A 13,176-nucleotide genomic window follows, 5' to 3' on the forward strand; every position below is an offset into this window, starting at 1 on the left:
GCCAGTCGGCTGCGAGAGGGCAGTCGAAAGACCGACGGCAGCGTTGCTCCCCTTAGTTCGGGCCGGGTAGGCACCGGGTTACAGCCGGAAGAACGCATTTCGCTATGTCGGATTGAATACATTGAGGATGGAGACTTGGGTATGGATTGGTCCAGAGGCTGGGTGCCGGGCGCGGTCGCGCTGCTGCTCGTGGGTTGCGGTGGAGGGGGCGACAACAACGGCGGTGTTTTCTTTCCGATCGCGCCGGCTCCCGCGCCTGCGCCTACACCGGCTCCGCCACCTCCGCCCGCGCCGCCACCGGCCTCGGCTCCCGCACCGGCGGTCCAGCTCGGCGGCGCCGTCGACCGCCCGGCCGCCTTCACTGAGGCCGATCTCGCGGCGCGCACGCCCATCACGCAGACCGTCAATTTCTCCAGCGGCAGCGGGCCGCAGACGCACACCTACACCGGCGCCGGCCTCTGGCCGCTGCTGAGCGACGCGGGCATCCAGCTCGATGGTGCGATCAAGAACGACGTGCTGAGCCGCTACCTGCTGGCCACCGGCGCCGACGGCTACAAGGTTGTGTTCGCGCTCGGCGAACTGAGCCCCGATTTCGGCAACAAGCCGAGCGTGGTCGCATACGCCGAGACCACGTCGGGCACCTCGGCCCCGCTGGGCACGGCGGACGGCCCGTTCCGCGTGACGGCGCCAGGCGACGTGAAGGGCGGGCGCTACGTGTCGAACCTCGTGCGGCTCGACGTGATGGCCGCGCCCACGACGGCGGCCGGCGTGGGCGGCGGCACCTCTACCTCGTTCGCCGTCTCGGGCAAGGTCGGCACCTCGATGAGCTTCGACGCCACCGCGCTCAAGGGACTGACGCCCGCGCCCGACCTGACCATCGGCGCCAACGTGTACCACGGGGTCAGCCTCTGGACGCTGCTGAGCGGGCTGGGGCTGCCCACCACGCCGAAGAACGCGACGCTGGGCATGTTCGCGGTGGTCACCGGCAGCGACGGCTACCGGGCCACGCTCTCGCTGGGCGAGATCGATCCGAACTTCGGCGGCAAGGCGGCCATGGTCGCCTACCAGATGAACGGTGTGGACCTCACCACCACCACCGGCTTCGCGCGGCTCGTGGTGCCGGGCGAGGTGAAGCAGGGGCGCTCGGTGTCGAACGTGATCGCGATCGAGGTGTTCTCCACCCTTGGCCCCTGACCGAGATCAGCCGGCCAGTGCGCGCCGCTGCCGCAGCGGCGCCTTCCACAGCTCCGCCAACAGCACGCCCGCCACCGTGAGCACACCGCCCACCGCGTGGTAGGCCGCCAGCGATTCGCCGATGACCACGGCCGCGATCATCACGGTGAACAGCGGAATCAGGTTGAAGAACATGCTCGCGCGGCTCGGGCCGATGTGGGCCACGGTGTGCATCCACATCAGCGGCGCGAGCATCGAGGCGCCGAGGCCCGCGAAGCCGACCAGCGGCAGGTTGGCGGCCGACAGGCCCATCTTCGGCATCAGCAGGTACATCGGCAGCAGGGCGATCACCGTGAACACGATCTGCAGGTAGAGCAGCTGCAGCGCGGGCACTTCCTTCATGCCCCAGCGCTTGAGCAGGATCACGTAGACGGCATAGGCCAGCATGGCCAGCAGCATCAGGCCGTCGCCCATGTTGGCGCCGCTCTTCAGCAGGGTGCTGAGGTCGCCCGAAGACACCACCACCGCCACGCCGGCGATGGACACCAGCGAGCCCGCCACCGCGCCGGCCGTGAGCCGCTGGCCCAGCAGCAGGATCGACAGCGCCAGCACCATCATCGGCGTGAGCGAGCCGATGATGCCCATGTGCGTGGCCGTGGTGAGGTAGGCCGCGTAGTAGGCCAGGCTCTGGTAGGCCACCATGCCCAGCAGGCCGAGCACCGCGATGCGGCCCAGCTGCGGGCGCACGGCGCGCCAGTTGCGCAGCACCGGGCGCAGCGCCAGCGGCGTGAAGAGCACGGCGGCCAGCAGCCAGCGGTAGAAGCTGATCTCGGTCGGCGCGATGGTGCCGGCCGCCATCTTGCTGACGACGGTGTTGCCCGACCAGATGACGACGGCGAGCAGCGGAAAAGCGTATTGCCACATGAAGACAGTCCTTGGAGTACGGGGCTATCATCGATTTGTCCGTCCTGCGGCATATAGCTCAATCAGGACAATCCGTCCGTCATTCCGGACTCTCTTTCGCAAAGGAGCCGAACCGCATGGCCGACAAGCTGCGCCTCCTGGCCATCCAGGACGTGGAGGGCATGGAAGGCCCGTTCTACTTCCGCTACGACGACATCGGCGCCGACACGCATGCCGCGTCGCACAGCCACAGCTGGGGCCACCTGAACTACGCCGCCCACGGCACCATGCAGATGGACACCGAGGGCATGCGCTTTCTTTCGCCGCCGCAGTACGCGGTGTGGATTCCGCCGAAGGTGGTGCACAGCTGCACCGCGCGGCACGCCATCGTCTACCGCTCGATCTACATCGCGCCCGACCTGTGCGGGCGCCTGCCCGCCGAGCCCTGCACCGTGCACATCAGCCCGATCATCAAGAGCGTGCTGGCCGACTTCGCCGCGCGCGACCTGCACGTGCCCCGGACGCCGGCCGACCTTCGCCTTGCGCATGTGGTGGTCGACCAGCTCGAGCTGGCCGAGGTGCAGCGCTGCTACCTGCCGGCGGCGGCGTCGCCCGCGCTCGTCTCGGTGCTCGACGCCCTGCAGGCCGAGCCCGGCGACCACCGCCCGCTGGCCGACTGGGCCGACAGCGTGCACATGACCGAGCGCACGCTCGCGCGCCAGTGCCAGCGCGAGCTGGGCATGTCATTCGGCGACTGGCGCCAGCGGCTGCGCTTCCTGCGCGCCATCGACGCGCTGGAGGCCGGGCGCACGGTGCAGGAGATCGCGTTCGACCTCGGCTACAGCACCGCGTCGGCCTTCATCGCGATGTTCCAGCGCGAGGCCGGCACCACGCCGGAGCAGTACCGGCGCGAGTTCTGTGGGGTCGCCTGAAGGCCGGGCGATAATCCACCCCGTGAAGCACGCCAGACCGCCGCTGGTGCAAGTGCCGAAAGGCCGCACTGGAGGAACGTCCGGACTGCACAGGACAGCGCAGGAGTTAACGACTCTCCACCGTGAGGTGAGGATCAGAGCAACAGAGACGAGCCGATTAAGTTCGGGTGAAACGGGCAATCTCTGCGCGCAGCAACACCAAGTAGGCCAGTATCGAGGTGGTTCCGCTGAGCTGGCGGGTAGGTGGCATCGAGCCGTCTGGTGACAGGCGGCCCAGAGTAATGGCGGTCACGCCGCAGGTTCCGCAAGGGGCCTGCGGTGCACAGAATCCGGCTTATCGGCGGGCTTCACACTTTTCTTCTTCTCCCCCTTTTCGGTTTTTTCGCGCCCTTCGGCCCTGAAGGCTGGCGCGAGCCTTGCCGCCTGCAGGGATTGGTAGTTACCCGTATAATCGATAGCATGCTAATTAATAGGCGACTATCTTGAGCAACCCATCCACCTCCCAACCGACGCGCGAACAGGCGCTGATGCGGCTCGGCACGTCGCTGGCGGTGCTGCAGCGCGGCTACCGTGCGGCGGCGGACAAGGCGGTCGCTCATGTGGGCGTGTCGCAGACGCTGGCCTACCCGATCGTGATGCTCGGCCGCATGAACGGCGAGGTGCGCCAGGGCGTGCTGGCCGAGGCGCTGGGCATCGAGGGCCCGTCGCTGGTGCGATCGGTCGACCAGCTGGTGGAAGCCGGCCTCGTCGAACGCCGCGAAGACCCGGCCGACCGCCGCGCCAAGACCCTCCATCTCACCGAGGCCGGCCAGGCCGTCTGCGAGCCCATCGAGGCCGCGCTGACGCTGATGCGGGTTTCGCTCTTCGAGGGCGTGTCCGACGAAGATGTCGCGGCCTGCCTGCGCGTGTTCGCCGTGCTCGAGGAGCGCATGGGCGTTCGCGCCGTGCAGAGCCTGCCGCCGCCGCCATCGCAGGAAGGGCGCAGGTAGCCCGATGGCCGCGTTCAGCCTGCCGCGCTTCAGCCGCGCGGAGATCCTCTTTTCCGCCAAGAGCTTCACCGCAGCGATGCTGGCGATGTACCTCGCCAGCCGCGCAGGCCTGCCTCGCCCGTTCTGGGCGCTCATGACCACCTACGTCGTTGCCCATCCGCTGGCCGGCGCAGTGCGCTCGAAGGCTGTCTATCGCTTTCTCGGCACGCTGATCGGCAGCACCGCCACCGTGCTGCTGGTGCCGGCGCTGTCCAACGCGCCCGAACTGCTCACGCTGGTGCTCGCGTTGTGGGTCGGGCTGTGCCTGTGCATTTCGCTCTTCGACCGCACGCCGCGTTCGTACGTATTCATGCTCGCGGGCTACACGGCGGCGCTGATCGGCTTTCCCTCGGTGCAGACGCCGCTCGCGCTGTTCGACACCGCCGTCGCTCGCGTGGAAGAGATCGGCCTGGGCATCTTCTGCGCCACGCTCATCCACAGCCTCGTGCTGCCCGCGGGGCTCGCACCGACCGTGCTGGGCCTGCTCGACCGCACGTTGCAGGACGCGCGCAAGTGGCTCGGCGATCTCTTCCAGCCTGCCGGCCGTAGCGGCGGTAATGGCGGCGACCCGAAGCGCCTCGACGACGACCGCCGCCGCCTCGCCGGCGACATCACGCAGCTGCGCCTGCTCTCCACCCACGTTCCCTTCGACACCACGCACCTGCGCTGGACCGCCGGCGCCATCCGCGCGATGCAGGACCGCGTCGCCGCGCTCACGCCCGCGCTCTCTGCCGTCGAAGACCGCCTGCTGGCGCTGGAGCAGGCCGAAGGCGCCATCGCGCCCGACGTGGCCGCCGTGCTCGCGCAGGCCGCGCAGTGGCTGCGCGAAGAAGCCGAACCCACCGGCGACGCCGCAGCGCGCGCCGAGCGCCTGCAAGCCCTGCGCCGCGCCATCGATGCACTCAGTGCCACGCCGGCGACCTCCGAACCACAGACTCAATGGAGCCGCGCCCTGCGCATCGGCCTCGCAGGCCGCCTCGAAGAACTCGTCGACGGCTGGACCGCCTGCGCCCAGCTTCGCCAGGACATCGACGAAGGCCTGAAGGGGGCAGCCCCGCTGCGCCGCACGGCTGCGCTCGGCAGCCGCGTGCTGCACCGCGACTACGGCATGGCGCTGCTGTCGGCGCTCGCCGCCGTCATCGCCATCTGCCTGTGCGGCGCCTTCTGGATCATCACCGGCTGGCCCATGGGCTCGGCCGCGACCATGATGGCCGCCGTCTTCTGCTGCTTCTTCGCCACCATGGACGACCCGGTGCCGGCGATCCACGGCTTCCTGAAGTGGACGCTGTGGTCCGTTCCGATCTCGGCCGTCTACGTGCTGGTGCTCATGCCCACGGTGCAGGACTTCGGCATGCTGGTGCTCATCTGCGCGCCGCTTCTCCTGCTGCTGGGCTTCTACCTGCCGCGCCCGACGCACTTCATGCCCGCCATGGCGCTGGTCTTCGGCGTGTGCGGCACGCTCGCGCTGCACGACACCGCCAGCTCCGACCTGGTGAGCTTCATCAACAGCATGATCGGCCAGATCGTCGGCGTAGTGGTCGCGGCGCGCGTCACGCGTCTCGTGCGTTCAGTGGGCGCCGACTGGAGCGCGCGGCGCATCCAGCGTGCCACCTGGCGCGAGCTGGGCGACATGGCGGCCTCCTCTCAACCGCAGTACGCGCAGAGCGACGCCTATGCCGTGCGCATGCTCGACCGCATCGGCCTGCTCGCGCCGCGCATCGCGCAGGCCGGCGGTACCGTCGAGGGCGTGGCCGCCAACGACGCGCTGCGCGACCTGCGCATGGGCGCCGACATCGCCGTGCTGCAGCGCGTGCGCGGCCAGCTGCCGCTGGCCACTTCGGCGGCGCTGCTGGGCGGCATCTCGCGCTTCTTCCGCCAGCGTGCCGAAGGCCGCATGAACCCGCGTCCGCAGAGCCTGCTGCCGCAGATCGACGAGGCCCTCGGCGCCGTGCTCGACGCGCGCGACGCCGCTTCCTCCTCCGCCTCGCGCTCGGCCGTCACCGCACTGGTCGGCCTGCGCCGCAATCTCTTTCCCGACGCGCCGCCCGTGCTGGCGAGCGCAGCGATCAACAGCAAAGGAGCTTCCGCATGATCGGCGAAGCCAGCTTCTACGGCCTGTACCTGCCCTGGATCATGGTGCTCGCGCTCGCGGCACTGCTCGCGCTGTGGGGCGTGCGCCGCCTGCTCGCGGCCACCGGCGCCTATCGCTGGGTGTGGCATCCGGCGCTCTTCGACATGGCGCTCTACCTGCTGCTGCTCTATGCGCTGAGCCGCGCCAGCGCCTACCTCCAATGACAACAACGAGATTCCCATGAAAGCCGCCCGAACTCCAACCGACAGCAATCCGTGGGCCCAGCGCCTGGGCCGCATCCTCATCACCCTGGTCGTGGTGGCCGCCGCCGTGTGGGCCGGCCTGCGCCTGTGGGACCACTACGAACTCGCGCCGTGGACGCGCGACGGCCGCGTGCGCGCCAACGTCGTGCAGATCGCGCCCGACGTGTCGGGCCTCGTCACCGCCGTGCCGATCCACGACAACCAGCCGGTGGCCGCCGGCACGCTGCTGTTCGAGGTGGACCGCGCGCGCTACGACCTCGCCGTGCGCCAGGCCCAGGCCGCGCTCGCCGCGCAGCGCGCCGTGAGCGCCCAGGCCCAGCGCGAGAACGCGCGCAACACCGGCCTCGACGAACTGGTGTCGAGGGAGTCGCGCGAACAGACCCGCTCGCGCGTCGAGCAGATGCAGGCGGCCGTCGCGCAGGCCGAGGTGGCGCTCGATTCGGCTCGCCTCAACCTGCAGCGCGCCGAAGTGCGCGCGCCCACCGGTGGCCTCGTCACCAACCTCGACCTGCGCCAGGGCAGCTACGCCGCGGCGGGCCGGCCGGTGCTCGCGCTGGTCGATGCGCAGTCCTTCTACGTCGAAGGCTATTTCGAGGAAACGAAACTGCCGCGCATCCACCTCGGCGACCGCGTGCGGGTCACACCCATGGGCGGCGGCGCGGTGCTCGAGGGCGCGGTCGAGAGCGTGGCAGCCGGCATCGCCGACCACGACCGCTCCACCAGCGCCAACCTGCTGCCCAGCGTGAACCCGACCTTCAACTGGGTGCGGCTCGCGCAGCGCATTCCGGTGCGCATCAAGCTCGATCCGCTGCCGCAGGGCGCGAGGCTCGTCGCGGGCCAGACGGTCACGGTGCAGGTGCTTGAGAACAAGCCCGTGCAGAAGACGGCGGCGACCACCTCCGCACCGCAGAAGGGATGAACGACATGACCAGCTTCGCATTCCGCCTCGCATCGCTGGCCGCCGCCGCCGCGCTCGCGGCCTGCGCGGCGGTCGGCCCCGACTACAAGCAGCCGCCCGAGGCGCTCGCCAGCCAGGCCGCCGCCGGCAAGCCTTTTGCCGAAGCGCCTGCCAACGCCGCGCCGCTGCCCGCGCACTGGTGGCGCCTGTATCACGATCCGCTGCTCGACAAGCTGGTCGAGCAGGCCCTCGCGCACAACACCGACCTGCGCCAGGCCGTCGCGAATCTCGAGCGCGAGCGCGCCATCGAGGACGAGACCGCAGGCGCCAAGTACCCCACCATCGGCGTCAACGGCGGCCCTTCGTTCGGCCACGTCTCGGGCCTGTCGCTGCTGCAGAAGGGCTACGAGCCGCCGAGCACCTTCAACTACAGCGCGGGCGCCTCGCTGTCCTACCAGGTCGACCTGTTCGGCCAGATCCGCCGCGCCATCGAGGCCTCGCAGGCCAGCACGCAAGCCGCCGAAGCCGCGCTCGACCTCGTGCGCGTGAACGTCGCGGCCGGTACCGCGCGCGCGTACGCCGAAGCCTGTTCCACCGGCCTGCGGCTGCAGATCGCGCAGAAGTCCGTCGCGCTGCAGCAGGACGCCGTCAACGTCACCGACCGCCTGCAGCGTGCGGGCCGCGCAGGCGCCATCGATGCGAACCGCGCACGCGCGCAGCTGCAGCAGTTGAACGCCGCGCTGCCGCCGCTGAAGGCCGAGCGACAGGGCGCGCTGTACCGCCTCGCCACGCTCACGGGCGCGCTGCCGCAGGACTTTCCGCGCGAGGTGGCCGACTGCACCGTGCCTCCGCGCGTGGCCGGCGTGCTGCCGGTGGGCGACGGAGCCGCGCTGCTGCGCCGCCGCCCCGACATCCGCCAGGCCGAACGCAGCCTCGCCGCATCGACCGCGCGCATCGGCGTGGCCACGGCCGAGCTCTATCCGAAAGTCACGCTGGGGCTCTCGGGCTCTTCCGTAGGCCATGCCGACGGCTTCGGCCGCAAGGACACCTTCGCCTGGAGCCTCGGCCCGCTGATCTCGTGGACCATTCCGAACACCGGCGTGGCGCAGTCCCGCATCGCGCAGGCCGAGGCCGGCACGCGCGCCGCGCTTGCCAAGTTCGACGGCACCGTGCTCACCGCGCTGCGCGAAACCGAGACCGCGCTCGCCACCTATGCACGCGAGCTAGACCGACGCGCCGCGCTGCAGGCCTCTCGCGACGAAAGCGCCAAGGTCGCGGCGCAGGCGCGCCAGCTCTACCAGAACGGCCGCACCGGCTACCTCGATTCGCTCGACGCGGAGCGTTCGCTGGCCGCCAGCGAAGCCGCGCTCGCGGCCAGCGAAGCGCAACTGGCCGACGACCAGGTCGTGCTGTTCATGGCGCTTGGCGGCGGCTGGGAGTCCGACGAAGCCCATCTCGCGCAGGGGTCGACACCGGCCAACCCCGGGCAATGACGCCGACCACCACATCCGCGCAGCCGCAGCGCCGCCCGCACGCGCCGCTGTGGCTGCTCGCGCTGGTGACTTTCAGCGGCACGCTGGCCATGCACGTCTTCGTGCCCGCGCTGCCCATCGCCGCCCAGAGCCTGGGCGCCGGCATCGCCGCGATGCAGATGACCGTGAGCCTCTACATCTTCGGCCTTGCGGTGGGCCAACTGGTGTACGGCCCGCTGGCCGACCGCTTCGGGCGGCGGCCGGTGCTGCTGTGCGGGCTGGCCATCTACTGCGTGGCGGGCCTCGCCGCCGCGCTGGCGCCCGAGGTGCATTCGCTCATCGCCGCGCGGCTGTTCCAGGCCATCGGCGGCTGCTCCGGCCTCGTGCTGGGGCGCAGCATCGTGCGCGATACGGCCGAACCGCTGGAAGCCACGCGCCGGCTCGCGCTGATGAACCTGATGGTCACCATCGGCCCGAGCCTCGCTCCGCTGATCGGCGGTGCGCTGGCCACGGCGCTGGGCTGGCGTTCCATCTTCTATGCGCTCTTCGGCCTGGGCGTGGTGGGCTTTCTCTTCACCTGGCGCATGCTGCCCGAGACCGGCGCGCCCGGCGCCGCGGTGAACGTGCGCGAACTCGGGCGCAACTACCGCAAGCTGCTGGCCTCGCCGGCCTTCCTGGGCTTCTCGATCGGTGGCGGCTGCGCTACCACGTCGATGTATGCCTTCATCGCTTCGGCGCCTTTCATCTTCGTGGACCAGCTGCACCGGCCGGCGCACGAGGCGGGCATCTACCTCGCCATCCTGGTGTCGGGCGTGTGGCTGGGCAGCTTCCTCACCAGCCACCTGATCTCGCGCGTGCGGGTCGACCGGCTCATGATCCGCTCGAACGCGCTGAGCGTGGCCGCGGCCTTCGTGCTGCTCGGGGCGGCGCTGACCGGCCATCTCTCGGTGCCGCTGATCGTCGCCTGCATGTTCCTCTTCACCGTGGGCGCCGGCATGGCCTCGCCGGCCGCGCTCACGCAGGCGATCAGCGTCAACCCGCAGGTCATCGGCTCGGCCTCGGGCCTCTACGGCTTCACGCAGATGGCCGTGGGCGCGCTGTGCACCGCGCTCGCGGGCATGGGGCACAGCAATCCGGCGCTGGCCTCGGCCATCGTGCTGGCGGGAGCGGGCATCGTGGCGCAGCTGTCGTTCGCGGTCGCGCTGCGCACGCAGAAGCGTGCGGCTGAAGCAACGAAGCTCAGCGCGTGAACAGCCAGCCGCCCTTGGGCTGGCGCACCAGTTCGTGGCGCTTGATGGCGCGCTCCTCGCCGTCGTCGCCCACGTAGACCACCTCGAAGCGCAGCAGCTTCGGCGAAACCATCTTCCAGTTCTGGATGCGCTTCACCGTCACGCAGGCGGTCTTGTCGTGGTACTGCATCTCCGACATCGGCCCGCCCTGGAAGCCAGTGCCGTCGAACAGGCGCCCGGGCGCGGCGAAGGGGTTGAGCACCGCGCCGTTGCGCGCGGTGATGCAGCCTTCGGTGCGCACGAAGGATTCGATGGTCGGCGAGGCGCTGCGCACCACCTTGCCCACGGCCGGGCTCGGGGGCTTGCTGGCGATGGCCTCGCGGATGCGCTCGACCTGCTCCTCGGTGATGGGCGCGAGGCCGTCCTTCGAGACGATGGGCGGCGGCGGTGCCGGCGGCGGGGGCGGCGGTGCGGGCGTGAGGTAGGCACAACCCGTCACCAGTGCCAGCGGCACGGTGCAGGCCAGGGCAGTGCCCGGTGTTCCGAACTTCATGACTCAGTCTCTCCCTGAGGGCGGCCCCTGGAGGCCGCGGGCTGGAAATTGCGGGCCGCGAACATGCGGTGCATCGTCGTTGTCGTCCTCTGTCTTCTCTTCCCGACTCTTCTTCTTCGTTCTTGCCTGTTGTTGTCAGAAGCGTTCGTGGGGTGCAAGGTAGCGCCACTGCCCGGGCTGCAGCCCCGCCAGCGGCACGCGGCCGATGCGGATGCGCCGCATCGCCAGGATTCGCAGGTTCACGCCGTCGCAGATGTGGGCGATCTGCCCCGGCCGCGCGCCCTTGAGCGCGAAGCGCAGGCCGGTCTGCTCATCGGTCTGCCGTCCGATGCTCACACGCGCCGGCGAACGCTCCAGCCGCGCGAGCACCTCGGGGCTTACCGCGCCGGCCACGTCCACCATCACTTCGTGTTCGAGGAAGGCCGCGTCTTCGTGCAGCTTGCGCTCGACGCGCCATTCCTGCGTGTAGGCCACCAGCCCGCTCGCGCCGGTCTCGAGCGGCGTCATGCAGCGCTGCCCCCTTGCATGCGCCGGCAGGAAGCGCAGCCCGGCGCGCTCGGGTTCGTGGTGGTTCGATGCAATCAGCAGTTGATGCGCGTTGTCGGTCGCCATGCCGGCAGGCTTGTACAGCAGCAATGTGACGGGTTCCACCGGCTGCGGCTTCACGCCGGCCTCGATCTCCACCCGCTGGTGCGGCAGCACGCGCGATTGCGGCAGCGTCTGCTGCACGCCGTCCACGCGCACCGCGCCGTTCTCTATCAGCAGCTCGGCTTCGCGGCGCGATACGCCGGCCAGCGCCGCCACGCGCTTGGCGAGGCGGATGCCTTCGTCTTCGGCGGGAGCATTCATGTTCATCGGGCCGCCGCCAGCTGGCGGATGCGCGCCACATGCGCGGCCAGCGAGCGCGCCGCCACCGGCCACATGCGCTCGGGCACGTCGTCGTAGGCCAGCGGAAGCCATTGCTCGGGCGTGCCTTCGGGCAGCGTCTGCATCGCGGCGGCGATCTTGGCCTCGCGCTTCAGGCGGTGCGCCTTCAGCATGCCGATGGCGATGCGGGCGAAGCCGATCACGTAGCCGTGCGCGGGCAGGATGAACTCGATGCCGCCGGCCTCGCAGGCCTTGTCGAGCGCATCGAGCGAATCGAGGTACGCGCTCATGTCGCCGTCGGGCGGATCGATCACCGTGGTGCTGCCGTTGAGGATGTGGTCGCCCGAGAAGAGCAGGCCGTCTTCCTCCAGCACCAGGCACAGGTGGTTGGCCGCGTGGCCTGGCGTGTGGACCACGCGCAGCGTGTGCGTGACGGCCTCGCCGGCGTCGTTGGTGCCCGAGAGCAACAGGCGTTCGCCGTCGTCCAGTTCGCGCTCGGGCGTGAAGCGCGCGGTGGCGCGTGCCGTCGGCTTCGAGGCCAGTCCTAGGATCGGTGGCTTGCTGCCGTTCTTGCACAGCGCCTGCAGCGGCGCCGCGCCCGGCGAGTGGTCGGCATGCGAGTGCGTGCAGACGATCATGCGGATGTCGCCGCGCGTGGCGCGCCACAGCCGGCCGATGTGGTCGAAGTCGTTCGGGCCCGGGTCGATCACGATGTAGCCCGTGGCCGCGTCGCCCACGATGTAGCTGTTGGTGCCGGGGCCGGTCATGATGCTGGCGTTGGGCGCGGTCAGGCGCATCACGTTTTTCAGCAGCGGCACCGGGGTTTCGCTCTGCCAGTCGAGCGCGTGCAGCACCTGGCCGTCGGGGCAGACCAGCGCGAGTTCGCCGTAGGGCGACTCGTGCTCCATGTAGCGCGCGTCCTCGCCCTTGAGCAGGCCGGCGCGCGGGCAGCTGGTCCACAGCGGAACCTCGCCGGCGCAGGCCGCGAGCAGGGCGTCGACCGTCGCATAGGTGGCCATGCGCTGCAGCGTGCGCACGGTCGGGAAGATCATGAAGAAGGTGCCGGCCTCATGGCGCGCCAGCGCATCGGCGGGGCGCACCCAGCAGGGCTCAAACTGCTCGTTCTCGTCGGCCGTGGGCGTCTGGCCCTCGGGCATGCGCGCCACCAGGAAGGGCACGTCGAAGCGACGGGGCAGGTCGCGGTCGGTCATCCAGTGCGCGAAGGTGAAGACGCGGTCGGAATCGAGCACCAGGCCGCGCGCGGCGCACTGGTCGGCGAAGGCGGTGCCGGCGGTGTTGCCACGGTCCATCGCGGCGATGGCCTCGGCCGTGACGGGGCTGCCGTCGACGTGGTGCGCGAGCAGGATGCCCAGCTCCTCGAAGGCCTCGCGGATGGCCGCGATGGCCTGCGTGCGCTGCACGCGGCTCTGCGTGGGGCGGCGCGTGGCGATGCGCTTGGCCGCCTCGTCGGCTTCGTCGATGTGGCCGCCGGGAAACACGTACGCGCCGGGCGCGAAGCTGGCGGTGGCGGAACGGCGGGTCATGAGCACTTCGATGCCGGCGGCGCTGTCGCGCAGCAGCAGCACCGTGGCGGCCGGGCGCAGGGGCGCTGGCTCGCGTGGGATATGTAGTTGTTGGGAGGAACGGACCATGGGCCAATTATGGAGAGCGGGCGCGGTACGTGCATGTCGCGCATAAGCTCATATGGAATCGGGCATCAGCCGCGCGCCACAATGCGCGCCTGCACTGTCTGCATTGAAGACAAAAGACTGACCGACCGAAAGACT

The 13,176-nt window shown here is 70.2% G+C and carries 12 protein-coding genes and 1 other RNA gene; 9 read left to right on the forward strand and 4 right to left on the reverse strand.

All coding sequences use genetic code 11. From position 1 onward, the window contains the following. Positions 1-141 precede the first annotated feature (141 nt). Positions 142-1,194, forward strand: coding sequence for a molybdopterin-dependent oxidoreductase (locus SFB74_RS04960; RefSeq protein WP_432729639.1), 1,053 nt, complete (start codon positions 142-144; stop codon positions 1,192-1,194). A 6-nt stretch (positions 1,195-1,200) separates the two neighbouring features. Here the strand turns inward: SFB74_RS04960 and SFB74_RS04965 are convergent, their stop codons facing one another. Continuing rightward, the gene (locus tag SFB74_RS04965) at positions 1,201-2,097 is read right to left on the reverse strand and encodes a DMT family transporter (protein ID WP_432729640.1); all 897 of its coding nucleotides are present in this window, start codon (positions 2,095-2,097) and stop codon (positions 1,201-1,203) included. A 116-nt stretch (positions 2,098-2,213) separates the two neighbouring features. On the opposite strand from SFB74_RS04965, the gene SFB74_RS04970 reads away from it, so the two are divergent. The 8 genes from SFB74_RS04970 (at position 2,214) to SFB74_RS05005 (ending at position 9,990) form a co-directional block, all read left to right on the forward strand. After that, positions 2,214-3,008: an AraC family transcriptional regulator gene (locus tag SFB74_RS04970; protein WP_432729641.1), complete on the forward strand. Its 795-nt coding sequence runs from the start codon at positions 2,214-2,216 to the stop codon at positions 3,006-3,008. A gap of 24 nt (positions 3,009-3,032) precedes the next feature. Then, an RNA gene (gene rnpB / locus SFB74_RS04975) (RNase P RNA component class A) lies at positions 3,033-3,361 on the forward strand. 174 nt (positions 3,362-3,535) lie between these two features. Then, positions 3,536-3,997 carry a MarR family winged helix-turn-helix transcriptional regulator gene (locus tag SFB74_RS04980; RefSeq protein WP_093197081.1) on the forward strand — a complete coding sequence of 154 codons (462 nt, stop codon included), beginning with the start codon at positions 3,536-3,538 and terminating at the stop codon, positions 3,995-3,997. 4 nt (positions 3,998-4,001) lie between these two features. Beyond that, positions 4,002-6,128, forward strand: coding sequence for an FUSC family protein (locus tag SFB74_RS04985; RefSeq protein WP_432729642.1), 2,127 nt, complete (start codon positions 4,002-4,004; stop codon positions 6,126-6,128). Next, entirely contained in the window at positions 6,125-6,331 is a 207-nt protein-coding gene (locus SFB74_RS04990) for a DUF1656 domain-containing protein (RefSeq protein WP_093197076.1), read from the forward strand. Before SFB74_RS04985 ends, SFB74_RS04990 begins: the two co-directional genes overlap by 4 nt. Before the next feature lie 16 nt (positions 6,332-6,347). Next, on the forward strand, positions 6,348-7,289 hold the full coding sequence (locus tag SFB74_RS04995) for an efflux RND transporter periplasmic adaptor subunit (protein ID WP_432729644.1): 942 nt from the start codon (positions 6,348-6,350) through the stop codon (positions 7,287-7,289). Further along, on the forward strand, positions 7,286-8,761 hold the full coding sequence (locus tag SFB74_RS05000) for an efflux transporter outer membrane subunit (protein ID WP_432729646.1): 1,476 nt from the start codon (positions 7,286-7,288) through the stop codon (positions 8,759-8,761). Before SFB74_RS04995 ends, SFB74_RS05000 begins: the two co-directional genes overlap by 4 nt. Beyond that, positions 8,758-9,990 carry a multidrug effflux MFS transporter gene (locus SFB74_RS05005; protein WP_432729647.1) on the forward strand — a complete coding sequence of 411 codons (1,233 nt, stop codon included), beginning with the start codon at positions 8,758-8,760 and terminating at the stop codon, positions 9,988-9,990. The genes SFB74_RS05000 and SFB74_RS05005 overlap by 4 nt, the downstream gene beginning before the upstream one ends. Here SFB74_RS05005 and SFB74_RS05010 read toward each other — a convergent pair. From SFB74_RS05010 to SFB74_RS05020, 3 genes are all read right to left on the reverse strand, one after another. Continuing rightward, positions 9,980-10,522, reverse strand: coding sequence for a hypothetical protein (locus tag SFB74_RS05010; protein ID WP_432729648.1), 543 nt, complete (start codon positions 10,520-10,522; stop codon positions 9,980-9,982). The two genes, SFB74_RS05005 and SFB74_RS05010, sit on opposite strands and share 11 nt — an antisense overlap. A gap of 135 nt (positions 10,523-10,657) precedes the next feature. After that, a complete protein-coding gene (locus SFB74_RS05015) occupies positions 10,658-11,377 on the reverse strand; it encodes an RNA pseudouridine synthase (protein ID WP_432729649.1) in 720 nt (239 codons plus the stop codon). Beyond that, positions 11,374-13,041 (reverse strand): MBL fold metallo-hydrolase, encoded by a 1,668-nt coding sequence (locus SFB74_RS05020; RefSeq protein ID WP_432729651.1) that lies wholly within the window; start codon positions 13,039-13,041, stop codon positions 11,374-11,376. The genes SFB74_RS05015 and SFB74_RS05020 overlap by 4 nt, the downstream gene beginning before the upstream one ends. Positions 13,042-13,176 lie beyond the last annotated feature (135 nt).

It is taken from the genome of Variovorax xiamenensis (assembly GCF_050916385.1).
Classification (GTDB): Bacteria; Pseudomonadota; Gammaproteobacteria; order Burkholderiales; family Burkholderiaceae_C; genus Variovorax.

What these genes read in the sequence shown, in the direction of transcription:
- SFB74_RS04980 (WP_093197081.1), top strand. Translation starts at nt 3,536, where the DNA reads ATGCGGCTCGGCACGTCGCTGGCGGTGCTGCAGCGCGGCTACCGTGCG.
- SFB74_RS04965 (WP_432729640.1), bottom strand. Translation starts at nt 2,097, where the DNA reads ATGTGGCAATACGCTTTTCCGCTGCTCGCCGTCGTCATCTGGTCGGGC.
- SFB74_RS04960 (WP_432729639.1), top strand. Translation starts at nt 142, where the DNA reads ATGGATTGGTCCAGAGGCTGGGTGCCGGGCGCGGTCGCGCTGCTGCTC.
- SFB74_RS05020 (WP_432729651.1), bottom strand. Translation starts at nt 13,041, where the DNA reads ATGGTCCGTTCCTCCCAACAACTACATATCCCACGCGAGCCAGCGCCC.
- SFB74_RS04970 (WP_432729641.1), top strand. Translation starts at nt 2,214, where the DNA reads ATGGCCGACAAGCTGCGCCTCCTGGCCATCCAGGACGTGGAGGGCATG.
- SFB74_RS05015 (WP_432729649.1), bottom strand. Translation starts at nt 11,377, where the DNA reads ATGAACATGAATGCTCCCGCCGAAGACGAAGGCATCCGCCTCGCCAAG.
- SFB74_RS05010 (WP_432729648.1), bottom strand. Translation starts at nt 10,522, where the DNA reads ATGAAGTTCGGAACACCGGGCACTGCCCTGGCCTGCACCGTGCCGCTG.
- SFB74_RS05000 (WP_432729646.1), top strand. Translation starts at nt 7,286, where the DNA reads ATGAACGACATGACCAGCTTCGCATTCCGCCTCGCATCGCTGGCCGCC.
- SFB74_RS05005 (WP_432729647.1), top strand. Translation starts at nt 8,758, where the DNA reads ATGACGCCGACCACCACATCCGCGCAGCCGCAGCGCCGCCCGCACGCG.
- SFB74_RS04990 (WP_093197076.1), top strand. Translation starts at nt 6,125, where the DNA reads ATGATCGGCGAAGCCAGCTTCTACGGCCTGTACCTGCCCTGGATCATG.
- SFB74_RS04995 (WP_432729644.1), top strand. Translation starts at nt 6,348, where the DNA reads ATGAAAGCCGCCCGAACTCCAACCGACAGCAATCCGTGGGCCCAGCGC.
- SFB74_RS04985 (WP_432729642.1), top strand. Translation starts at nt 4,002, where the DNA reads ATGGCCGCGTTCAGCCTGCCGCGCTTCAGCCGCGCGGAGATCCTCTTT.